A 21,429-nucleotide genomic window follows, 5' to 3' on the forward strand; every position below is an offset into this window, starting at 1 on the left:
TACGGCTCCTTAGGCACCTGCGTACTCCGAAAGGAGCGCGCGGGCCGCGTCGAGATCGTCGGGGGTCTTGAGGGCCAGCGTCCGCACGCCGGGCAGCGCCCGCTTGGCCAGGCCGGTCAGCGTGCCGCCCGGGCACACCTCGACGAGCGCGGTGACACCCAGCTCCTTGAAGGTCTCCATGCACAGGTCCCAGCGCACGGGGTTGGCGACCTGGCCGACCAGCCGCTCCAGCACCTCGGTGCCGGTGACGACCGCCTGGCCGTCCCGGTTGGAGACGTAAGGAATCTTCGGGTCGGCGGGCGTCAGCTCCACGGCGGCCTTGGCCAGCGTCTCGACGGCGGGGGCCATGTGACGGGTGTGGAAGGCGCCGGCGACCTTCAGCGGCACGACCTTGCGGACACCCTCGGGCTTGTCCTCGTTCAGCGCGGCCAGCTGCTCCAGCGTGCCGGCGGCGACGATCTGGCCCGCGCCGTTGATGTTCGCCGGCGTCAGGCCCAGCTTCTCCAGGTGCGCGACCGACGTCTCGGGGTCGCCGCCGAGCAGCGCCGACATACCGGTCTCGGTGATCGCGGCGGCGTCCGCCATGGCCAGACCCCGCTTGCGGACCAGGCGCAGCGCGGCGGTGTCGTCCAGGACCCCGGCGAAGGCGGCGGCGGTGAACTCGCCGACGCTGTGGCCGGCGACGGCGCCCGGGCCGGTCTCGGTGCCCGCCGCGTCAGCGGCGAACGAGTACGTACCCAGTGCCGCGCCGGACAGGATTCCGGCGGCGACCAGCAGCGGCTGGGCCACCGCGGTGTCGCGGATGGCGTCGGCGTCGGCCTGGGTGCCGTAGTGGACGAGGTCCAGGCCGATGGCCTCCGACCACGCGGCGACGCGGTCCGCGGCACCGGGAAGGTCGAGCCAGGGAGTCAGGAAGCCGGGCGTCTGGGCGCCCTGGCCGGGAGCGACGAGTACGAGCACTCTCACACTCTCTCTTGGGGGCGGCCACGGCCGCCCGTGGGGACAGGGACGAAGAACACGGAGGGGTTTTGTGGAGCCCCCACAAAACCCTATGCCTGGGCCTCACCGTCGGCCAGACGCCCCAGGATGAGCGCGATCCGCAGTGTGAACGCGGATCGTACATCGGAGGGTGACCATCCGGTGACATCGGTCACACGTCGGAGCCGGTAGCGCACGGTGTTCGGGTGAACGAAGAGCATCCGGGCCGCGCCTTCCAGACTGCTCGCCTGCTCCAGGTAGACACTCAACGTTTCCAGCAGTGCCGAGCCCGCTTCCTCCAGCGGTCTGTAGATCTCCTCCACCAGTTGCTCACGGGCGCTCGGATCGCCCGCGATCGCCCGCTCCGGCAGCAGATCGTCCGCCAGCACCGGCCGCGGCGCGTCCTGCCAGGCGGAACACGCCTTCAGCCCCGCGGCGGCGGCCTGCGCGGACCGCGTGGCGGCCAGCAGGTCGGGTACGACGGGCCCCGCGACGACCGGCCCGGCGGCGAACGGCCCGATCAGCGACTTGGCCACGGCGAGCGGATTGTCGCTGCCCCCGGCGATGACCACGAGCCGGGCCCCCAGGACCCCGGTGAGCACCTGGAGCTTGGCGTGCCGGGCGGCCCGCCGTATGGCCTCGACGGTCAGCTCGCTGTCCCCGTCGGGCGCGGTCCCGAGCACCACGCACACATGCTCGGGCGAGTTCCAGCCGAGCGCGGCGGCCCGGCTGACGGCGCCCTCGTCGGCCTCCCCGCTGAGCACCGCGTTCACCACCAGCGACTCCAGCCGCGCGTCCCAGGCACCCCGTGCCTCGGCGGCCTGGGCGTACACCTGGGCGGTGGCGAAGGCGATCTCGCGGGCGTACACGAGCAGCGCCTCACGCAGCACGCTCTCGTCACCGGGCGCGGCCACCTCGTCGATGGCGCTCTCCATGACCTCGATGGTGGTCCGCACCATCTCCACGGTCTGCCGCAGCGTGATGGCCCGCGTCAGCTCGCGCGGTGCGGTCCCGAAGACGTCCGTGGAGATCGCCTGCGGGGCGTCCGGGCGCCGGAACCACTCGGTGAAGGCCGCGATGCCCGCCTGGGCCACCAACCCGATCCAGGAACGGTTCTCCGGGGGCATGGCCCGATACCACGGCAGGGTCTCGTCCATGCGCGCGATGGCCTGCGCGGCGAGACTCCCGGAGGACTTCTCCAGGCGCTTCAGGGTCGCGGCGTGCGAGTGGACGGCGTGTACTGCGGGAGCGTTGCGGTGGGATTCGGGTTCGGGCACGGGGACAAGACTGCCTTATCGGGACGCCGGGGTGCGCTGCCGGGTCATGCTTGCCGATACCGGACCTGCCCCGCGCCGCCGGCGGGTGGGTCCGCCCGCGGCGGTACGGATGCGGCTGCGGCGGTTGCAGGTCCCCAGGGCGCGGGGAACCGCGCGACCGGCCATGGGGGACCCGCACCCGCGCACGGTCCCACGTGGTCCGGCGGGGGTGCGTTCCCTGCGGCTACCGTGGTGCGCGTGATGGACGTAAGGCGCGCCGACGAGCGCTACCGCGGAGGGGACCCGGAGACCGGCATCGACTCCCGCCACGCCTTCTCCTTCGGCCCCCACTACGACCCGGACAACCTGCGCTTCGGTGCGGTGATCGCCTGCAACGAGGAGCGGCTCGATCCCGGTGCCTGTTTCGACGAACACCCGCACAGCCACACCGAGATCGTGACCTGGGTGGTCGAGGGCGAGCTGACCCACCGGGACTCCACCGGCCACGAGACGACGGTCCGCCCCGGAGACGTCCAGCACCTCAGCGCGGCGGCCGGTGTCCGGCACGTCGAACGCAACGACGGCGACGCACCCCTGACATTCGTGCAGACCTGGCTGGCCCCGCTCGCCCCGGGCGGCACTCCGTCCTACGAGCTGGTCCCCGGCATCGCCGACTCCACGCCGTACGCCGTCCGCGAAGCCGGCGTCCTGCTGCACGTGCGCCGCCTGGCGCCGGGGGAGCGCACCGCCGTGCCGGACGCCGCGTACGTGTACGCGCACGTGGTGCGCGGGGAGGTCCGGCTGGCCGGTGAGGAGCTGCGCCCCGGTGATTCGGCGCGTATCACCGGGGCGACGGACCTGGAGGTGGAGGGGGTCACGCCGGCCGAGCTGCTGCTGTGGGAGCTGACCCGGTGAGCGGCGCGGTACCGCTCACTCCTTGCTGGTGGGCTCCTCGGCGTTCCGCCACACCGTGATGTCCACCGTCATGTAGTCGCCGAGGTCCGACTTGGGGGCGGTGCCCTGGAAGGTGACCAGGGCGATGTGGCCGGATGTGGTGTGCACGCACAGCTGGGAACCCCGGGACAGCTGGGAGAGCTTGGCCTCCTGCGCGTACCGGGTCTCGGCCCGGCAGGTGGCGAGCGAGCCCTGCTGCGCGTTGTTCAGCAGGACGAGCTTCTCGCCGCTGCTGCCGAGGACCTTCTCGTCGCCGAAGCCGTTGGTCTCGTAGAAGAGGTCGGCGTCGTCGACGTAGCGGGCGCCGGTTTCGTCGTACAGCGGTTTGGGGGGCGAGTCCGCGAACCGCACGTAGTAGTTCATCGGGATGTCGATGCCCTTGAAGGAGATCGGCTGGGGGTCGGGCCGGGCCGAGGAGCTGCCGGATCCGGTGTCCGGGCCGGAGCCGGAGCTGGAGTCGGAGCCCGAGTCGGAGTCGGAGCCCGAGTCGGAGTTCGCGGCGGAGCCCTTCGCCGAGTTGCCGGTGGCCTTGTCCTTGGTGTCGCCGCCCGTCTTGCTCAGGTAGAAGGCGCCGCCCCCACCGACCAGCACCGCCGCCACGACGACCGCGGCGATCACACCGACGCGGTTCCTGCGCCGCGGCCGGGCCTGGGGCTGCGGTTGGGGCTGGGGCTGGGGCTGGGGCTGTGCCCCGGGCCACGGAGCGGCCGGGGGAGTGGCGGCCGGCGGGTCGTACGGGTTCGGCGGCGCCGGCGTGTGCGGTGCGGGCGCAGCCGGCGCGGTGTGCGGTGCGGCCACGGTCGGCGCGGTGTGCGGTGCGGCCACCGTCGGCATGGCGTGCGGCGCCGGCTGGTCGACGTGGGTCACCGGAGCGGTCGGCGGCGGCGCCGGTACGGCCGCGGTGGGCAGGCCCGCGGGAGGGGTGGCCGGCGGCGCCGGTATCGCGGTGGCGGGCTGGGTCACCGGTGCGGTCGCCGGGGGCGGCGGTACCGTCCCGGTGGGGTGGGTCACGGGCGCGGTCGCCGGCGGTGCCTGGGTCGGCGCGGTGGGCTGGGCCGCCAGCGCGGCGGACGCCGAGACCCGCCGGGTGATCTGGGTGCCGATCGCCTCCGGCAGCCACTCGCCGGACTGGCGCAGCCCGCCCGGGGACGCCTCCTGGCACAACGCGATGACCTCCGCCGGGGACGGACGGTCGGCGGGATCCTTCGCCAGGCAGCGGGCGATGAACCCGAGTGCGTCGGGCAGGCTGGTGAGGTCGGGTTCCTCGTGGACGATCCGGTACAGCACGGCGTGCGAGGGCCCGTCGCCGTACGCGCCGGAGCCGCGGGCCGCGAACGCGGCGACCTGGCCGAGGGCGAACACGTCGGAGGCGGAGGTGATCTCCCTACCGGCGGCCTGTTCCGGAGACATGAAGGCGGGGGTGCCGACGGAGACGCCGGTGCCGGTGAGGGCCGTGGCGTCGGTGGCCCGCGCGATACCGAAGTCGATCACCCGGGGGCCGTCGCCGGCCAGCAGCACGTTGGACGGCTTCAGGTCGCGGTGCACGATGCCCGCGCCGTGGATGACCGTCAGTGCCTCCGCCACGCCCGCGACCAGCAGCAGGAGCGTGGGCACCGGAAGTGGGCCGTGCTCGGCGACGGCCGCCGCCAGTGAGGGGCCGGGCACATAGGCGGTGGCCAGCCAGGGCCGCGCGCCCTCGGTGTCGTAGTCGATGACCGGCGCGGTGTAGAGGCCCTGCACGCGCTGTGCGGCCTGGACCTCCTGCCGGAACCTGCGGCGGAACTCGGGGTCCTCGCTCAGCTCCGGCCGGATGGTCTTGAGGGCGATCGGATGCCCGCCGGGGGTGTACGACAGGTACACCGTGCCCATCCCGCCCGAACCGAGGCGCGCCGCGAGCCGGTAGGCCGCCACCGCCTGTGGGTCGCCACTCTCCAACGGCCGGAACTGGCCGTCTGCTTGATGCCCGCCCATCACTTTCCCCCGATGCCTGTGCCTGAGATCTCGTGGTGCACCGGGGAGGTTATCGGACGCTGATCAGTGTTCGCCGCGTGACTCCCGAAGCACCGCGTCCGTGAGGACCGGCCATGCCTCGATCGACCAGGGTCCGAACGCCCGGTCCGTCAGGGCGGTACCGGCCAGCCCGGCGTCGGGGTCGATCCACAGGAACGTACCGGACTGCCCGAAGTGCCCGAAGGTCCGAGGCGACGACGAACCGCCCGTCCAGTGCGGCGACTTTGCATCGCGGATCTCGAAACCGAGCCCCCAGTCGTTCGGGTTCTGGTGTCCGTATCCCGGCAGTACTCCCTTGGTGCCCGGGTACTGCACGGTCATCGCCTCCGCGACCGTGCGCGGGTCCAGCAGCCGCGGCGCCTGCACCTCGGCGGCGAACCGCAGCAGATCCTCCACCGTCGAGACACCGTCCTTGGCCGGCGAGCCGTCCAGCGAGGTCGCGGTCATCCCCAGCGGCTCCAGCACGGCCTGCCGCAGATACTCCGCGAACGGGATGTCCGTCGCCTTGGCGATATGGTCCCCGAGCTGCTCGAACCCGGCGTTGGAGTACAGCCGGCGCTCCCCGGGCGGGGCCATCACCCGGTGCTCGTCGAAGGCCAGCCCGGAGGTGTGCGCGAGCAGATGGCGCACCGTGGACCCGGGCGGACCGGCCGGCTCGTCCAGGTCGATGGCGCCCTCCTCGTAGGCGACGAGCGCCGCGTAGGCCGCCAGCGGCTTGGTGACCGAGGCGAGCGGGAAGCGGTGCCCGGCGGGGCCGTGCGTTCCGAGGACGGTTCCGTCGGCTCGTACGACGCCCGCCGCGGCGGTGGGGACGGGCCAGTTCTCGATCAGCGCCAGGCTCTGCAACGACATGGCAGCGAGCCTATGCGGCTCACAGCTCCAACCGCATCGAGGGGTCGGGCTTGCGCACGAAACCCAGCGAGGCGTACAGCGGCTCGGCCGCGGCGGACGCGTTGAGGTCGACCTGCCGGGCCCCCCGCGCGCGGAACCACTCCAGCAGTTCCTCCATGCACGCGCGCGCGTAGCCGCGCCGCCGGGCGTCCGGGTCGGTCGCGACACTGAAGACGTGTCCGACGCGCCCGTGCGGATTGCCGGCCCTGCCGATGCGGTACTCGAGCGTCCCGGCCGCGAGCGCCGCCAGCGCCCCGGGCCGGTCGGGATGGTCGACGACGACGGCCGTGAAGTCACCGTCCCGCCCGGCGAGCCGGTCCCGGAGGGTCCGCAGGGACTCGGCGTGCCAGCCGGTCGGGCCACCTCCCGACTCGGACATCGAATCGATCATGACCTGCCGCAGCCGCAGCACTTCGGGGGCATCCTCGGGCAGGGCCCGGCGTACGAGACTCATGGGCCGCACGCTAATCACCGGCCCTGGACGGCGTCCTGTCGATTTCTCGACCGGCCCCGCTTGCCTGGAGTGCACTCGAAGGCCATAGCGTGGGGGCATGACGGTGATGCAGACCCCGCCAGCGGACAGCGCAACCACCACCACTCCCGCCGACATCTGCTCCGCACCACCCCGGCGCCACCCACGCCCCGACGGCCAGGACCGCTACACGATCAGCGAGGTCGTCGCGTTCACCGGCCTGACCGCGCACACCCTGCGCTGGTACGAGCGGATCGGCCTGATGCCGCACGTCGACCGCTCGCACACCGGCCAGCGCCGCTACACCAACCGCGACCTGGACTGGCTGGACTTCGTGACGAAGCTCCGGCTGACCGGCATGCCGGTGGCGGACATGGTCCGGTACGCGGAGCTGGTGCGCGAGGGCGACGGGACCTACCCGGAGCGCCGCCGGCTGCTGGAGTCGACCCGCCGGGACGTACTGGCCAGGATCGCGGAACTGCACGACACCCTCGGCGTCCTCGACAGGAAGATCAGCTTCTACTCGGCGGAGCCGGTGACGCCCTAGGCGGCGGATGCTAAAGCTCCGCGAGCAGCTCCGCCTTCTTGGAGGAGAACTCCTCGTCGGTGACCAGCCCGGCCCGGTGCAGTTCACCGAGGTGCCGGATCCGCTCGGCGATGTCGGCGGGGTCGCGCCGTGACCGGGCCGGAACCGCCGCCAGGGGCCCTCGCGTCCGCACCGCCGCCAGTACGGCAGCCGCGAACGGCAGCGACTCGTGCACCGGCCCGTACCCGAGCCCGAAGACCACCGACGCCGGGTCCTGGTCGGGCTGCGCCGGCCGGCCGGATCCGGGCTCCCGCGGAAGCAACCGCAGATGCCCCTCGAAGACCTCCGGCGAGCGCCACTCCACTCCGCTGAGGCCGGCGACCGGAAAACTCTGGTCGCCGGCCTTCCACTTCGCCGAGGACGCCCCGGTCCAGGACCAGCGGAACTGCACGGACGCCCCGTCGAAGGACGCCTTCCCGTCGTACGCCTTGAAGTGCAGGGGCGCCTCGGGCGCCGCGATCAGATGCCGTTCGCAGGGGCCGGACGCGGTCAGCAGGCCCTTCACTTCGTCGGCGTAGTACTCGGCGAGGGTCTCCCGCTCGGCGGGCAGGACCAGCCGGTAGGGGTCGGAACCCTCCTTGAGCTGACCGGCCGCCGCCTCCATCAGCGGGTCGGCGCCGGCGCGCGGTACGAGGCGCAGGGCGACGGTGCCGCGTCTGCCCGGCGTGAGTGCCACGTCCTCGACCGCGGACAGCGGGATCCGCCGTTCCCCGAGTGCCTGGAAGAGCTTGGGTGTTCGAATCCCCCGTTCGTAACGGATGAGCACGGAGTCGGACTCGAACTCCCAGACGGCATGAAAACCCGCCAGTACGTCACCCATGCGGCTCATCGTATGCGGCACGTGCTCCTCCGTCGCCACCCGCGCAGACCGCACTTCCTGCTGCTTCTACGCGCGTCCGGCCGTCAGGGTGCCGGGCAGGCCGGCCCGGCACGCATCGTTCTCGCGTGCGCACGTCACCGCCTCGTACGCGCCCACCCCGACCTCGGCGAGGTTGCGCAGGCTGTCCGTGCCCGGCTGGAAGTAGCCGGCGTGCCCCTGCGCGTCCCGCGCGGACAGCACCCGCGCGCCGAACGCCGACGACACCGGATCGGCCCCGTGCCCGAGCCCACCCAGCTCCAGGTACGGAACGTCCCGGACCCAGTCGGTGGCGTCCCGCATGGCCCACACCCGGGCCGTGGTGTTCAGGCGGGACGCCTTGGTGACCCGCATGCCGGGGCTCGCGGCCACCGCTATGTCGGTCACCCGGCGCGGCATGCCGTGCGCGGCGACCCCGCAGACCACGGAGCCGTAGCTGTGGCAGACCATCGCCACCCGGGCGCGGCCGGGCAGGGCCCGCAGCAGGCCGTTCAGCCGTACGGCGCCCTCCTCGGCGCGCAGGCCGGTGGCCGCGTCCACGCCGAGCCCGTCGGGGGAGGTGTAGTCGGCCCAGGCGATCACGGCCGTACGCGTCGTGGGGCCGGCCGAGCGCTCGGCCGCGTACAGCGCCTTCGCCATGCCGACCGGGGCGCTGTACTTGCGATACGTCCTCTGGAAGGTGAGCAGATCGGTGTCGACGCCGGGGACGACCACCGAGATCCGCTGCGCCCGGTCGAGGCTGCCGAACACCTCGGCGACTCGGCCCGACCCCTGGGGGTCGAAGGCCAGGATGTGCCGGCCGGGCTCCAGCAGGGACTCGTAGCGGCGCATCCGGCGGCCCGCGTCCTGCTGTCCGGCCGCACTGAGCCGGCTGTCGTGCATGCGCTTCTGCTCGACCTCGCGCGCCTGCTCCAGCGCGATGTGGTTGGCCTTGTAGCGCAGCGTGGCGGGGGCGCCGTTCATATTGCCGACCGCGAGCGGGTAACGGTGGGCGAGACGGTCGCGATCCTTGTGGGTGAGCGAGGCGAAGAAACGGGTGAGCAGCGCCGGGTCGGCCTCGGGGTCCGGCAGGGGGAGGCCGTGGATGCGGCCGTGCTCCCACTTGGTGAGCGAGGCCTGCAGAGCTGCCGACTCCCGGTGACTGCGCAGGGCGGTCCAGCCGGTGGTCGCGAGCATCACGAACACCACGGCCAGGGCCAGCAGTGCGCGCCAGACGTTGAGTTGCGGGGAGGTGTCGAAGGAAGTCACTGGGAGGACACACTAGGAGAACGGGAGGGTCTCGGGGTAACCGAGTGACAGGGATCACGTTTCGGTGAGCGTCGAACGGTCTGCCGACGATCTCCCCGGCTCCCGGTCGGCCGATCTTCGGGACGACCTGCCAACGACCTCACGTGCTGCGCCGGTTCCCGGTCGGGTGCCGGAACCCACCTGGTCGAGGCACGGCGCGGTGAGCGTGCGCATCGCCTCCTGGCTGAACTCCCCGCCCGTTTTTTACCGCCGTCCGGTGACCCTTGTCACCCCGCCGAACACGGCCACGGCCGGCCGCGGCCGCGGGTCGACGTCCACGCCGACGCCCTCCCACTCGGCCGGCAGGCGCGCGACCGTCTCCTCCGCGGCGGCCGAGCGGCGCAGAGGGGCGGCGAGCAGCGCGGGCGTCGGCATCGCCCCGGTGGCCGAGGGCACCCCGGCACCGGCCACCGCGAAGATCACCGAGGTGGCCCGTCAGGCCTCCGCCACCGGGATGAGCCTCACCTCCCTGGCCGCGGCGGGTGTGGCGGCGGTCGCCGTCGTGGTCGCGCTGCTCTCCCAGCGGGGTGCCGGCGCGGAGGCGGGTGCGGGCGCGGGCCACGTCTGACCCGCGCTCTCCTGACTCGGGCGGATTTCGCCTATCAGGGTGACTCCGCTAAAGATTCCTCGCCCTCGGCGCGAGCCACAGGTCACAGTGGGTCAAGTCCTCCGCAGCGCATGGGAGGGCGGTCGGGCCGTGGCGCGCGCTGCTGGAGGGGGGCAGCGCGCGCAGGTCTGCCCCGGCGGAACCGGGGTACCCGCACACCGAAGCCGAACTGTCCATAGGCATCAGGGAGTTGATGATGGCTGGCTTCGGGCACGGAACGCGCGGGTACCCCCGGTCACGTGGCCGGATGTGGCAACGGACCGGGCCGGACCGTGCGACGCTCGGGATCATCGGAACCATCTGCGCGGTGGCCGGCTTCTTCGCGCTGGGCGTCATCCTCGGCCCGGTCGCGATGTTCTGCGGCTGGCAGTCCATGGGCCGCAAGTGGTCCAACGACCACAACGTCCCGGCCCTGGTGGCCCTGATCCTGGGCGCGATCGACACCCTGCTCGCCATCGTCGCCCTGGCGGGTGCGGCCACGTGGAGCCACGGGCTGCTCTAGCCGACGGCGGCGTCTCGCCGGTGCGGCAGGGGCCGTCGCCCGGCCGCGGGCGCGGGGACCGGGCGCCCAGTTCCCCGCGCCCGTTCAGGCGCTTCTCAGCTGCGGGCGGTCGTGCCGCTGGGACGGCCAGGGCGGGCGCGGCGGCCGGCGTCAGCAGGCGTCCCACCCCCGCCCAGCCCCGGCATCGGGCGCCAAGGTCAACGCCGCTGCTCCTGATATTCCGCCAGTCGAGCCACCTCAGCCCGCAGCAGCCGAACCTCCTCGGTCAAAGAGGTGATCGCCTCCGTCTGCCGCCGCTCCTCCACGTCGTCCTTCTCGAACCGCGCGATGAACCACGTGGCGATGTTCGCGGTCACCACACCCAGCAGCGCGATCCCCGACAGCATCAGCCCGACCGCGATCATCCGCCCGAGCCCGGTCGTCGGCGCGTGATCCCCGTACCCCACGGTCGTCATCGTGGTGAACGACCACCACACCGCGTCACCCAGCGTCCTGATGTTCCCGTCCGGTGAGTCCCGTTCCACGGACAACACCGCCAGCGAGCCGAACATCAGCAGCCCGACCACGGAACCGACGACGTACGTGGTCAGCCGGATCTGCGGAGCCATCCGCGCCCGCCGTCCCACCAGCAGCAGCGTCGACACCAGTCGCAGCAGCCGCAGCGGCTGCAGGATCGGCAGCACCACGGCGCACAGGTCGAGCCAGTGCCGCCGTACGAACTCCTTGCGCCGGGGCGCGAGGGCCAGCCGTACCACGTAGTCCACCGCGAACGACCCCCACACCACCCACTCGACGGCCGTGCAGACGGCCGTCAGCGAGTACCCCGCGGAACCGTCCACGATCGGCACCGCGTACGCGACGGCGAACGCCACCGCCAGCGCCAGCAGTGGCCGCTGGGTGCGCCGTTCCCAGGCCGCCTGCGCCGAATGTCGCTCCATGTCCGCATCGTAAAGAAAAGGTAAGGGCGGTGGAGAATCGGACTCCACCGCCCTTCACCCACTCAGGCTGCGCGGTACTACGCGTCGCCGCCCGCGACCCCCGGGTCCGCCGCCGAGACGTCCAGCAGCTGGTACCGGTCGATGGCCTGCTTCAGAACGGACCGGTCGACCTTGCCCTCGCGCGCCAGCTCGGTCAGCACCGCGACCACGATCGACTGGGCGTCGATGTGGAAGAAGCGGCGCGCCGCGCCCCGGGTGTCGGCGAAGCCGAAGCCGTCCGCGCCCAGCGACTGGTACGTGCCCGGCACCCACCGCGCGATCTGGTCCGGAACCGATCGCATCCAGTCGGACACGGCCACGAACGGGCCCTCGGACCCGCTGAGCTTCCGCGTCACGAACGGCACCCGCTGCTCCTCCTCCGGATGCAGCAGGTTGTGCCGCTCACACTCCACGGCCTCGCGGCGCAGTTCGTTCCAGGAGGTCGCGGACCACACGTCCGCCTTGACGTTCCACTCCTCGCCGAGGATCTTCTGCGCCTCCAGCGCCCACGGCACCGCGACACCGGACGCCATGATCTGCGCCGGGATCGAGCCGTCCGTGCCCTCATTGATCTTGTGGACGCCCTTCACGATGCCCTCGACGTCCACGCCCGCCGGCTCGGCCGGGTGCTGGATGGGCTCGTTGTAGACGGTCAGGTAGTAGAAGACGTCCTCGCCGTGCGGGTGCTCGGGCGAGCTGCCGTACATGCGGCGCAGACCGTCCTGCACGATGTGCGCGATCTCGTAGGCGTACGCCGGGTCGTACGCCACGCACGCCGGGTTGGTCGAGGCGAGCAGCTGCGAATGGCCGTCCGCGTGCTGCAGACCCTCACCGGTCAGAGTCGTACGGCCGGCGGTCGCGCCCAGTACGAAACCGCGCGCCAGTTGGTCGGCCATCTGCCAGAACTGATCGCCGGTGCGCTGGAAACCGAACATCGAGTAGAAGACGTACACCGGGATCAGCGGCTCGCCATGGGTGGCGTACGCCGAGCCGGCCGCGATCAGCGAGGCCGTGCAGCCGGCCTCGGAGATGCCGTCGTGCAGCATCTGGCCGGTCGGCGACTCCTTGTACGCGAGCAGCAGGTCGCGGTCGACCGCCTCGTACTGCTGGCCGAGCGGGTTGTAGATCTTGGCGCTGGGGAAGAAGGAATCCATGCCGAACGTGCGGTACTCGTCCGGCGCGATCAGCACGAACCGCTTGCCGATCTCCTTGTCGCGCATGAGGTCCTTGAGCAGTCGCACGAACGCCATCGTCGTGGCGATGGACTGCTGACCCGAGCCCTTCTTCACGCTCGCGTACGCCTTGTCGTCCGGCAGCGCCAGCGGCTGGGAGCGTACGACGCGGGTCGGGACGTAACCGCCGAGCCCCTTGCGGCGGTCGTGCATGTACTGGATCTCCTCCGAGTTCCGGCCCGGGTGGTAGTACGGCGGCAGGCCGGACTCCAGCTCCTTGTCGGAGATCGGCAGGTGCAGGCGGTCCCGGAAGCGCTTGAGGTCGTCGACCGTCAGCTTCTTCATCTGGTGTGTGGCGTTGCGGCCCTCGAAGTTCGGGCCCAGCGTCCAGCCCTTGATCGTCTTGGCCAGGATGACCGTCGGCTGGCCCTTGTGCTCCTTGGCCGCCTTGAACGCCGCGTAGATCTTGCGGTGGTCGTGGCCGCCGCGCCCCAGGTGCAGGATCTGGTCGTCGGTCATGTTCTCGACCATCGCGCGCAGCCGGTGGTCGTCGCCGAAGAAGTGCTCGCGGATGTAGGCGCCGGACTCGGTGGCGTACGTCTGGAACTGGCCGTCCGGGGTCGTGTTCATCTTGTTGACGAGGATGCCGTCCCGGTCCTGGGCGAGCAGCGGGTCCCAGGAGCGGTCCCAGATCAGCTTGATCACGTTCCAGCCGGCGCCCCGGAAGACCGACTCCAGCTCCTGGATGATCTTGCCATTGCCGCGCACCGGGCCGTCGAGCCGCTGCAGGTTGCAGTTGACCACGAAGGTCAGGTTGTCCAGGCCCTCCCGGGCGGCCAGGGTGAGCTGGCCGAGCGATTCGGGCTCGTCCATCTCGCCGTCGCCGAGGAACGCCCACACGTGGGACTTGGAGGTGTCCGCGATACCGCGCGCCTCCATGTAGCGGTTCATCCGCGCCTGGTAGATCGCGCCGAGCGGGCCGAGGCCCATGGAGACCGTCGGGAACTCCCAGAAGTCCGGCATCGAGCGCGGGTGCGGGTAGCTGGACAGGCTGTCCGGGTACTTGGACTTCTCCTGGCGGAAGCCGTCCAGCTGCCTCTCGGTGAGCCGGTCGAGCAGGTACGCGCGTGCGTAGATGCCAGGGGAGGCGTGGCCCTGGAAGAAGACCTGGTCGCCGCCGTCGCCCTCGTCCTTGCCGCGGAAGAAGTGGTTGAAGCCGACGTCGTACAGCGAGGCGGAGGAGGCGAACGTGGCGATGTGGCCGCCGACGCCGATGCCGGGACGCTGGGCGCGCGAGACCATCACGGCCGCGTTCCAGCGGGTCGCGTTCAGAATCCGGCGCTCGATGTCCTCGTTGCCCGGGAAGAACGGCTCGCTCTTGGTGGGGATCGTGTTGACGTAGTCCGTGCTGCGCATCTCGGGCACGGCCACGCGCTTCTCGCGGGCCCGCTCGATCAGGCGGAGCATGAGATAGCGGGCTCGTTCCCGGCCGCGCTCGTCGACGGCGGCGTCGAGGGAGTCGAGCCACTCCTGGGTCTCTTCGGGATCGAAGTCAGGAACCTGACTCGGAAGGCCGCCAATGATGATCGGGTTGCGATCGGATCCGGAAGCCACGCTGTTCCTTACCTGTCAGAGGGCCGCTTTTTCTGAAGCTTCGTACTCGTGCCTGCACCGTTCCCCATCGTGTACCTCGGGAAGACGTACGTCATCTCTACCGTGGGGTAACCGGGGCGCGGGTCCGGTCAAAACGCAACGATACGCTCGGGATGTGACGCGCTTGGCAAAGTTGTTCGAGATACGCGACACGGGATGATTCCGAACCTCGCAAATCGGGCACCCCGGTGTGATGTGGGTGGCGCGGAATCGGGATACGGTGCCAGAAGTTGCGGCGACACGGCCGGGATCGTCACCGTTTCGGCGGTCCCGGCGGCCGGGTACTTGCGCGATCCGCCCCGCACGTGTGGACTACGGCCAATGCTTCGCGCACGCGCGTGGCTGGGATATTCATCAAGACATGATCAGGAGGCAACCCGTGAGCGCGACCGCGGACCACGCGGAGGAGCGGACGAACCCTGCCGCCAGGCTGGGGTTCCAGCCCGGGCAGGTGGTCCAGGAGATCGGCTACGACGACGACGTCGATCAGGAGCTCCGCGAGGCCATCGAGGAAGCCGTCCAAGGCGACCTTATGGACGAGGACTACGACGACGTGGCCGACGCCGTTGTGCTGTGGTTCCGTGACGACGACGGCGACCTGACGGATGCGCTGGTGGATGCCACCACGTACATCGAAGAGGGTGGCGCCATTCTGCTCCTCACGCCGAAGACCGGCCGTTCGGGGTACGTGGAGCCGAGCGACATCCAGGACGCCGCCACGACGGCCGGCCTGACAGCGTCGAAGAGCGTCAGTGTGGGCAAGGACTGGAGCGGTTCGCGTCTGGCGACGCCGAAGGCCGCGAAGTCCGGCAAGAGGTAAGCCGTCTCGTCCCTCAGCACCGGACGGGCCGAGATCGCTCGGTCCGTCCGGAGGCATGCGGTGATCGCTGCGTAGGCTGGAGCCGAGCGTTTGCTGTGCTCTCACCCGAACAGCCCACCGAAGGGATGCACGACGATGGCGATCCAGGTCGGCGACAAGGCGCCCGACTTCGAGCTCAAGGACAACCACGGCCGCACCGTGAGGCTCTCCGGCTTCCGCGGTGAGAAGAACGTGGTGCTGCTCTTCTACCCCTTCGCCTTCACCGGCGTGTGCACCGGCGAGCTGTGCGAGCTGCGCGACAACCTGCCGAGGTTCACGGACCGCGACACCCAGCTGCTCGCCGTCTCCAACGACTCCATCCACACCCTGCGCGTCTTCGCCGAGCAGGAGGGCCTGGAGTACCCGCTGCTGAGCGACTTCTGGCCGCACGGCGACGTCTCGCGCGCGTACGGCGTCCTCGACGAGGACAAGGGCTGCGCCGTCCGCGGCACCTTCATCATCGACAAGGAGGGCGTCGTGCGGTGGACCGTGGTCAACGGCCTTCCGGACGCCCGTGACCTGAACGACTATGTGAAGGCGCTCGACACCCTGTAGGCCGACCGTGGCCGACACCTGTTCTTCTCCGGCTCCACGGTCCGCGGGCGGCGGGAACCCGTCACTAGGATCGGCACGTTGATCCCATATCCGAAGCACGACGGGGCTCCCCGCCCCTGGACACCACATGGAGGACCCGTGGGAGTCAGCCTCAGCAAGGGCGGCAACGTATCGCTGACGAAGGAGGCTCCGGGCCTGACCGCCGTCATCGTCGGTCTGGGCTGGGACGTGCGCACCACGACCGGCACGGACTTCGACCTCGACGCCAGCGCGCTGCTGCTGAACAACTCCGGCAAGGTCGCGAGTGACCAGTACTTCGTCTTCTTCAACAACCTCAAGAGCCCCGACGGCTCGGTCGAGCACACCGGTGACAACCTGACCGGTGAGGGCGAGGGCGACGACGAGCAGATCAAGGTCGACCTGGCGGGCGTACCGGCCGACGTCGAGAAGATCGTGTTCCCGGTGTCGATCTACGAAGCCGAGAACCGCCAGCAGTCGTTCGGGCAGGTGCGCAACGCCTTCATCCGCGTCGTGAACCAGGCCGACATGCAGGAGATCGCCCGCTATGACCTGAGCGAGGACGCCTCCACCGAGACCGCGATGGTCTTCGGCGAGCTGTACCGGCACGGGGCGGAGTGGAAGTTCCGCGCCATCGGTCAGGGCTACGCCTCCGGCCTGCGCGGCATCGCGCAGGACTTCGGCGTCAACGTCTGATCGGCGGGGTTCCGACGCCCCTACCGTCCGGCGCCGCACCGTTTACGGGCGGCGCCGGACGCGCAGGACAACCAGGGAAGCACCACAAGGGGAGGACCAGCATCATGGGCGTCACGCTCGCCAAGGGAGGTAACGTCTCCCTCTCGAAGGCCGCACCGAACCTCACCAACGTCATGATCGGGCTCGGCTGGGACGCCCGGTCCACCACCGGCGCCCCCTTCGACCTGGACGCCAGCGCGCTGCTGTGCGGCGGCGGCAACCGGGTGCTGGGCGACGAGTGGTTCGTCTTCTACAACCAGCTCAAGAGCCCGGACGGCTCCGTGGAGCACACCGGTGACAACCTCACCGGTGAGGGCGAGGGTGACGACGAGTCCCTCCTGGTGGACCTGGCCAAGGTGCCGCAGCAGTGCGAGAAGATCATCTTCCCGGTCTCGATCCATATGGCGGACGAGCGCGGCCAGACCTTCGGCCAGGTCTCCAACGCCTTCATCCGTGTGGTCAACCAGGCCGACGGCCAGGAACTGGCCCGCTACGACCTCAGTGAGGACGCCTCCACGGAGACCGCCATGATCTTCGGCGAGCTGTACCGCTACCAGGGCGAGTGGAAGTTCCGTGCCGTCGGGCAGGGGTACGCGTCGGGGTTGCGGGGCATCGCACTCGATTTCGGGGTGAACATCTCGTAACCGAGGTACCCCGCAAGGGCCTGTGCCGTGGCTTTTCCGTGAGGGTTGCCCTGACCGGTACCGCCGGTAGGGTGCCCCTCTAGACTCGTGGTCAATATTTAGCAAAGCCGAGTACGGCGCGGGGGAGACCCGTACACACACGATTGGGTAGCCAGTGCTTCTGAAAACCTTCGGCTGGTCGTTCGCGGTCACCGCGCTCGGTCTGGTCGCGGCGGCGTTCTACGGGGGGTGGACCGCCTTCGGCATCGTGGCGATCCTCGCCATCCTCGAGATCTCGCTGTCGTTCGACAACGCGGTGGTCAACGCCGGAATCCTGAAGAAGATGAACGCCTTCTGGCAGAAGATCTTCCTCACGGTCGGCGTGCTCATCGCCGTCTTCGGCATGCGGCTGGTGTTCCCTGTCGTCATCGTCGCGATCAGCGCCAAGATGGGCCCCCTCGAGGCCGTCGACCTCGCCCTGAACAACAAGGACCGCTACCAGCAGCTGGTCACCGACGCCCATCCGGCGATCGCCGCCTTCGGTGGCATGTTCCTGCTGATGATCTTCCTCGACTTCATCTTCGAGGACCGGGACATCCAGTGGCTGCGCTGGATCGAGCGGCCCCTGGCCAAGCTCGGCAAGGTCGACATGCTGTCGGTCTGCATCTCCCTGATCGTCCTGCTCATCACCTCCTTCACCTTCGCCGCCCACGCCCACCAGCACGGCGGCGCCCACGCCGACAAGGCGGAGACGGTCCTGATCGCCGGCATCGCCGGCCTGATCACCTACATGATCGTCGGCGGCCTGTCCGGCTACTTCGAGGACAAACTGGAGGAAGAGGAGGAACGCGAGCACGAGGAGGAGGAAGAGGCCGTCCGCAGCGGCAAGCAGCGCTCGGCGGTCGTCCTGGCCGGCCAGGCGGCGTTCTTCATGTTCCTCTACCTGGAGGTCCTGGACGCGTCCTTCTCCTTCGACGGCGTGATCGGCGCCTTCGCCATCACCAACGACATCGTCCTGATGGCGCTGGGCCTCGGCATCGGCGCGATGTACGTCCGTTCGCTGACGGTCTACCTGGTCCGCCAGGGCACCCTCGACGACTACGTCTACCTGGAGCACGGCGCCCACTACGCCATCGGCGCCCTGGCCGTGATCCTCATGGTCACCATCCAGTACGAGATCAACGAGGTCATCACCGGTCTCGTCGGCGTCGTCCTGATCGCCTGGTCCTTCTGGTCCTCCGTCCGCCGCAACCGCGCCCTCGCGGCAGCGGGCGAGGGCACCGACGAGAAGGCCGAGGTCTCCTCGGGAGTCTGAGCCGGGCCCTCCCGGATCCCTTACGGGGCAGATCCGGGGTGTGAAGGGGTGTGGCACCCCTTCGGGTGAGGAACGCTCTGTTCGGGGCGGCCGACATGGTCGGCCGCCCCGACGGCGTGGTGAACGAACACCTGGGGGCGGGAATGGGTTTCTTCGACGGACTGCTGGGCGGGCGCGCTGCCGACTTCGACTCGGGCAACGCCTCGAGCAACGCCATCGAACTCACCAGGCGGCAGCAGACGGTGTCCCTCACCAAGCAGGACGCGGCCACCGGCCATCTGCGCGTCAACCTCACCTGGCGGATGCGGACCTCCGACTTCGACGGAGCCCAGCGCACCAGCCTGCTGCGCCACCCCTTCAAGGCGCTGAAGCCGCCGGAGGTGCTCGGGCACGGGCAGAGCATGGTCAACGTCGACCTCGACCTGGGCTGTCTGTACGAGCTGGCCGACGGCACGAAGGGGGTCGTCCAGCCGCTCGGCGGCTACCTCGGCGACGTCAACGCACCGCCGTACATCAAGCTCAGCGGCGACGACCGGTTCGGCTCCGCGTCAGGCGAGACCATGTACGTCAATCTCGACCACCGGGACGCCATCAAGCGGCTGCTGGTCTTCGTCTACATCTACGACCAGACGCCGGCCTTCGACCGTACCCACGCGATCGTCACCCTGTACCCGAGCAACGGGCCGCGCATCGAGATAGGCCTCGACGAACGCCACCCCCAGGCCCGCTCCTGCGCGGTGGTCATGATCGAGAACGTCAAGGACGAACTGATCGTCCGGCGCGAGGTCAAGTTCGTCTACGGCTTCCAGGGCGAACTGGACCGGCTGTACGGGTGGGGGTTGCAGTGGGGCCGTGGCCACAAGGCCAAGGTGGCCCGCTAGACGCCCCGGGGGAAAGGCGTCCCGGAGGGGCGCGGGGAACCGCGCGACCGACCGGGAACGGCCCGCACTCGGCCTCACCGGCTCAAGCCCCGAGCCGGTGGGCGCCCTACCGCCCGATGAACTGCGGCCCCTGCGGAGGCAGCCGGAAATCCGGGTCCAGAGCCACCGGCACGGGTTGCGGCTCGGGATACCCGTAGGCGCGCTGGCTGCCCGGCTGGGGGTACCCGTACCCCGCCTGCGGAGAGGCCGACTGCGGATAGCCGTAGGCGGGCTGCTGCGGCACCGCCGACGTCGGCTGCTCCGGAGGCAGCGGCTGGGACGCCGTCTCCGGCAGGCGACGCTCCTCCTCCGCCTCCGACTCGTCCACCGAGATGCCGAAGTCCGTGGCCAGGCCCTTCAGCCCGTTGGAGTAGCCCTCACCCAGCGCGCGGAACTTCCAGCCCTCCCCGCGCCGGTACAGCTCGCCGCAGATCAGCGCCGTCTCCGCGCCGGTCTCCGGCTTGATGTCGAACCGGGCCAGCGGCTCCCCGTCGGCCATCGCCGCGTCGTACAGCAGGATCCCCAGGGCCGGTACCCGGTCGAAGGAGACGCCGTCCGCCGAGGCGACCAGCACGATGCGGCCGACACTCGGCTCGACACCGTCGAGATCCGTCTGGATCGTGTCGGTCAGGCCTTCGGCGATACGCTTCTTGCCGAGCCGCCACACCTTTCCCGAGGGGTGCCGGGGCTGGTTGTAGAAGACGAAGTCCTCATCGGAGCGCACACGGCCGTCGGAGCCCAGCAGCAGCGCGGAGGCGTCCACGTCCGGAACCCCCTGCCCGGGCGTCCAGCGCAGTACGGCGCGTACCGTGGTGGCTTCCAGCGGGACGTTCGACCCCTTCAGCATCGCGTGCGTCATGCGGTCATCCTGCCCTCTCGGTCCTGGTCACGACAATGCGGGGGGTGCCGGGGCCGACACGGGCGAGTCACCGGGAATTCACGCCCCCGGGGAACCCCTGACATGAATCCCTACGTACTATTACCGGCCACCCTTTACCGAATCCACAGGCCCGGCTCGCACCCCTGAGGGAGTCCTATGCGTCATTTCGGGCACATCGCCCCCGAGGCGCGGCAGCGCCTCTTCCACCAGGAACCGTGCGCGTTCACCGCCGACGCCCCGGCCCGGCTGCTCTCCGCGGCCCTGGGCGCCACGCTGTACAGCCCGGCCACCCGGCCCCGGCTCGCCGACGACATCGTCAAGCAGGCCGCACACGGCGTGGTCTCGATGGTGCTGTGCCTGGAGGACTCGATCGACGACGCGGACGTCGTGGCGGGCGAGGAGAACCTCGTCCGGCAGTTCGCCGACCTCGACTCCCGGCCCGGTACGGAACCGCCCCTGCTCTTCATCCGGGTCCGCACCCCCGGGCAGATCCCCGACCTCGTGCGACGCCTCGGCCCGACCGTGCGGCTGCTGTCCGGATTCGTGCTGCCGAAATTCACCGGGGAACGCGGCGTCCCCTTCCTGGAGGCCCTGACCGCAGCCGAGACCGCGAGCGGCCGGCGGCTCTTCGCCATGCCGGTGCTCGAATCCCCGGAGCTGCTCTACCGCGAGAGCCGCGTGGACACCCTGGAGGGCATCTCCCGCGCGGTCGACAAGTACCGCGACCGGGTCCTCGCGCTCCGCCTCGGCGTCACCGACTTCTGCTCCTCCTACGGTCTGCGCCGCGCCCCCGACATGACCGCCTACGACGTCCAGATCGTCGCCTCCGTGATCGCCGACGTGGTGAACATGCTCGGCCGGGCCGACGGCACCGGGTTCACCGTCACCGGGCCCGTGTGGGAGTACTTCCGCGTCCCCGAGCGCATGTTCAAGCCGCAGCTGAGGCAGAGCCCCTTCCTGGAGGTGCAGGCCGTCGAGCTGCGCGAGAGGCTCATCGAGCACGCCATGGACGGACTGCTGAGGGAGATCTCCCTCGATCAGGCCAACGGCCTGCTCGGCAAGACCTGCATCCACCCGTCCCACGTCCTGCCCGTGCACGCGCTGTCCGTGGTCAGCCACGAGGAGTTCAGCGACGCCCAGGACATCCTGCGGCCGGAACGCGGCGGTGGGGGTGTACTCCGGTCGGCTTATACGAACAAGATGAACGAGGTGAAACCGCACCGCGCCTGGGCCGAGCGGACCCTGCTGCGCGCCGAGGTCTTCGGTGTCGCCAACGAGGACGTCGGCTTCGTGGAGCTGCTCGCCGCCGGAATACCCGGCTGA

The 21,429-nt window shown here is 70.5% G+C and carries 21 protein-coding genes and 1 pseudogene; 11 read left to right on the plus strand and 11 right to left on the minus strand.

What is annotated here, in order from left to right; translation table 11 throughout:
- Positions 1–9 precede the first annotated feature (9 nt).
- Together ABZ079_RS04170 and ABZ079_RS04175 are read right to left on the minus strand one after the other, a co-directional pair.
- On the minus strand, positions 10–960 hold the full coding sequence (locus ABZ079_RS04170; RefSeq protein ID WP_356937840.1) for an ACP S-malonyltransferase: 951 nt from the start codon (positions 958–960) through the stop codon (positions 10–12).
- Positions 961–1,049: 89 nt separating this feature from the next.
- The gene (locus ABZ079_RS04175; protein ID WP_356937841.1) at positions 1,050–2,255 is read right to left on the minus strand and encodes a helix-turn-helix domain-containing protein; all 1,206 of its coding nucleotides are present in this window, start codon (positions 2,253–2,255) and stop codon (positions 1,050–1,052) included.
- A gap of 240 nt (positions 2,256–2,495) precedes the next feature.
- On the opposite strand from ABZ079_RS04175, the gene ABZ079_RS04180 reads away from it, so the two are divergent.
- Positions 2,496–3,149, plus strand: a complete 654-nt coding sequence (locus tag ABZ079_RS04180; protein ID WP_356938118.1) for a pirin family protein — start codon at positions 2,496–2,498, stop codon at positions 3,147–3,149.
- A gap of 15 nt (positions 3,150–3,164) precedes the next feature.
- Here ABZ079_RS04180 and ABZ079_RS04185 read toward each other — a convergent pair whose 3' ends face one another.
- The 3 genes from ABZ079_RS04185 to ABZ079_RS04195 form a co-directional block, all read right to left on the minus strand.
- On the minus strand, positions 3,165–5,159 hold the full coding sequence (locus ABZ079_RS04185; RefSeq protein WP_356937842.1) for a serine/threonine-protein kinase: 1,995 nt from the start codon (positions 5,157–5,159) through the stop codon (positions 3,165–3,167).
- A 63-nt stretch (positions 5,160–5,222) separates the two neighbouring features.
- Positions 5,223–6,050: a serine hydrolase domain-containing protein gene (locus ABZ079_RS04190; protein ID WP_356937843.1), complete on the minus strand. Its 828-nt coding sequence runs from the start codon at positions 6,048–6,050 to the stop codon at positions 5,223–5,225.
- Between the two features lie 19 nt (positions 6,051–6,069).
- Positions 6,070–6,543 carry a GNAT family N-acetyltransferase gene (locus tag ABZ079_RS04195; RefSeq protein WP_356937844.1) on the minus strand — a complete coding sequence of 158 codons (474 nt, stop codon included), beginning with the start codon at positions 6,541–6,543 and terminating at the stop codon, positions 6,070–6,072.
- Between the two features lie 97 nt (positions 6,544–6,640).
- Here ABZ079_RS04195 and ABZ079_RS04200 point away from each other — a divergent pair, with 97 nt between their 5' ends.
- Positions 6,641–7,108, plus strand: coding sequence for a MerR family transcriptional regulator (locus ABZ079_RS04200; RefSeq protein WP_356937845.1), 468 nt, complete (start codon positions 6,641–6,643; stop codon positions 7,106–7,108).
- Positions 7,109–7,118: 10 nt separating this feature from the next.
- Here ABZ079_RS04200 and ABZ079_RS04205 read toward each other — a convergent pair whose 3' ends face one another.
- The 3 genes and pseudogenes from ABZ079_RS04205 to ABZ079_RS04215 form a co-directional block, all read right to left on the minus strand.
- Positions 7,119–7,967, minus strand: a complete 849-nt coding sequence (locus tag ABZ079_RS04205) for a DUF4429 domain-containing protein (RefSeq protein ID WP_356937846.1) — start codon at positions 7,965–7,967, stop codon at positions 7,119–7,121.
- A gap of 66 nt (positions 7,968–8,033) precedes the next feature.
- On the minus strand, positions 8,034–9,251 hold the full coding sequence (locus ABZ079_RS04210) for an alpha/beta hydrolase (protein ID WP_356937847.1): 1,218 nt from the start codon (positions 9,249–9,251) through the stop codon (positions 8,034–8,036).
- Between the two features lie 54 nt (positions 9,252–9,305).
- Positions 9,306–9,659: pseudogene (locus tag ABZ079_RS04215) on the minus strand (hypothetical protein); the annotation flags it as partial.
- Positions 9,660–9,672: 13 nt separating this feature from the next.
- Between ABZ079_RS04215 and ABZ079_RS04220 the strand changes: the two are divergent.
- Entirely contained in the window at positions 9,673–9,858 is a 186-nt protein-coding gene (locus ABZ079_RS04220; protein WP_356937848.1) for a hypothetical protein, read from the plus strand.
- A 235-nt stretch (positions 9,859–10,093) separates the two neighbouring features.
- Entirely contained in the window at positions 10,094–10,399 is a 306-nt protein-coding gene (locus ABZ079_RS04225; RefSeq protein WP_356938119.1) for a small hydrophobic protein, read from the plus strand.
- 197 nt (positions 10,400–10,596) lie between these two features.
- Here ABZ079_RS04225 and ABZ079_RS04230 read toward each other — a convergent pair whose 3' ends face one another.
- Both ABZ079_RS04230 and aceE read right to left on the minus strand, forming a co-directional pair.
- The gene (locus ABZ079_RS04230) at positions 10,597–11,337 is read right to left on the minus strand and encodes an ion channel (RefSeq protein WP_356937849.1); all 741 of its coding nucleotides are present in this window, start codon (positions 11,335–11,337) and stop codon (positions 10,597–10,599) included.
- A 77-nt stretch (positions 11,338–11,414) separates the two neighbouring features.
- Positions 11,415–14,162, minus strand: a complete 2,748-nt coding sequence (gene aceE / locus ABZ079_RS04235; protein WP_356937850.1) for a pyruvate dehydrogenase (acetyl-transferring), homodimeric type — start codon at positions 14,160–14,162, stop codon at positions 11,415–11,417.
- 418 nt (positions 14,163–14,580) lie between these two features.
- Here aceE and ABZ079_RS04240 point away from each other — a divergent pair, with 418 nt between their 5' ends.
- From ABZ079_RS04240 to ABZ079_RS04265, 6 genes are all read left to right on the plus strand, one after another.
- Positions 14,581–15,021, plus strand: coding sequence for a DUF3052 domain-containing protein (locus ABZ079_RS04240; RefSeq protein ID WP_356937851.1), 441 nt, complete (start codon positions 14,581–14,583; stop codon positions 15,019–15,021).
- Positions 15,022–15,156: 135 nt separating this feature from the next.
- Complete coding sequence (locus ABZ079_RS04245) at positions 15,157–15,615, plus strand: peroxiredoxin (RefSeq protein WP_356937852.1); 459 nt, start codon at positions 15,157–15,159, stop codon at positions 15,613–15,615.
- A gap of 138 nt (positions 15,616–15,753) precedes the next feature.
- Positions 15,754–16,329: a TerD family protein gene (locus tag ABZ079_RS04250; protein WP_356937853.1), complete on the plus strand. Its 576-nt coding sequence runs from the start codon at positions 15,754–15,756 to the stop codon at positions 16,327–16,329.
- A 104-nt stretch (positions 16,330–16,433) separates the two neighbouring features.
- Entirely contained in the window at positions 16,434–17,012 is a 579-nt protein-coding gene (locus ABZ079_RS04255) for a TerD family protein (protein WP_356937854.1), read from the plus strand.
- Between the two features lie 154 nt (positions 17,013–17,166).
- The gene (locus ABZ079_RS04260; RefSeq protein ID WP_356937855.1) at positions 17,167–18,306 is read left to right on the plus strand and encodes a DUF475 domain-containing protein; all 1,140 of its coding nucleotides are present in this window, start codon (positions 17,167–17,169) and stop codon (positions 18,304–18,306) included.
- A 143-nt stretch (positions 18,307–18,449) separates the two neighbouring features.
- Positions 18,450–19,187: a Tellurium resistance gene (locus ABZ079_RS04265; RefSeq protein WP_356938120.1), complete on the plus strand. Its 738-nt coding sequence runs from the start codon at positions 18,450–18,452 to the stop codon at positions 19,185–19,187.
- A 106-nt stretch (positions 19,188–19,293) separates the two neighbouring features.
- Here the strand turns inward: ABZ079_RS04265 and ABZ079_RS04270 are convergent, their stop codons facing one another.
- On the minus strand, positions 19,294–20,085 hold the full coding sequence (locus tag ABZ079_RS04270) for a TerD family protein (RefSeq protein ID WP_356937856.1): 792 nt from the start codon (positions 20,083–20,085) through the stop codon (positions 19,294–19,296).
- Between the two features lie 177 nt (positions 20,086–20,262).
- On the opposite strand from ABZ079_RS04270, the gene ABZ079_RS04275 reads away from it, so the two are divergent.
- Complete coding sequence (locus ABZ079_RS04275; protein ID WP_356937857.1) at positions 20,263–21,429, plus strand: HpcH/HpaI aldolase/citrate lyase family protein; 1,167 nt, start codon at positions 20,263–20,265, stop codon at positions 21,427–21,429.

It is taken from the genome of Streptomyces sp. NPDC006314 (assembly GCF_040613075.1).
GTDB lineage: Bacteria > Actinomycetota > Actinomycetes > Streptomycetales > Streptomycetaceae > Streptomyces.

Coding starts and splice junctions, on each gene's coding strand:
- ABZ079_RS04180 (WP_356938118.1), top strand. CDS start 2,496: ATGGACGTAAGGCGCGCCGACGAGCGCTACCGCGGAGGGGACCCGGAG.
- ABZ079_RS04185 (WP_356937842.1), bottom strand. CDS start 5,159: ATGGGCGGGCATCAAGCAGACGGCCAGTTCCGGCCGTTGGAGAGTGGC.
- ABZ079_RS04245 (WP_356937852.1), top strand. CDS start 15,157: ATGGCGATCCAGGTCGGCGACAAGGCGCCCGACTTCGAGCTCAAGGAC.
- ABZ079_RS04270 (WP_356937856.1), bottom strand. CDS start 20,085: ATGACGCACGCGATGCTGAAGGGGTCGAACGTCCCGCTGGAAGCCACC.
- ABZ079_RS04265 (WP_356938120.1), top strand. CDS start 18,450: ATGGGTTTCTTCGACGGACTGCTGGGCGGGCGCGCTGCCGACTTCGAC.
- ABZ079_RS04255 (WP_356937854.1), top strand. CDS start 16,434: ATGGGCGTCACGCTCGCCAAGGGAGGTAACGTCTCCCTCTCGAAGGCC.
- ABZ079_RS04190 (WP_356937843.1), bottom strand. CDS start 6,050: ATGTCGTTGCAGAGCCTGGCGCTGATCGAGAACTGGCCCGTCCCCACC.
- ABZ079_RS04205 (WP_356937846.1), bottom strand. CDS start 7,967: ATGGGTGACGTACTGGCGGGTTTTCATGCCGTCTGGGAGTTCGAGTCC.
- ABZ079_RS04195 (WP_356937844.1), bottom strand. CDS start 6,543: ATGAGTCTCGTACGCCGGGCCCTGCCCGAGGATGCCCCCGAAGTGCTG.
- ABZ079_RS04225 (WP_356938119.1), top strand. CDS start 10,094: ATGGCTGGCTTCGGGCACGGAACGCGCGGGTACCCCCGGTCACGTGGC.
- ABZ079_RS04230 (WP_356937849.1), bottom strand. CDS start 11,337: ATGGAGCGACATTCGGCGCAGGCGGCCTGGGAACGGCGCACCCAGCGG.
- ABZ079_RS04275 (WP_356937857.1), top strand. CDS start 20,263: ATGCGTCATTTCGGGCACATCGCCCCCGAGGCGCGGCAGCGCCTCTTC.
- ABZ079_RS04200 (WP_356937845.1), top strand. CDS start 6,641: ATGACGGTGATGCAGACCCCGCCAGCGGACAGCGCAACCACCACCACT.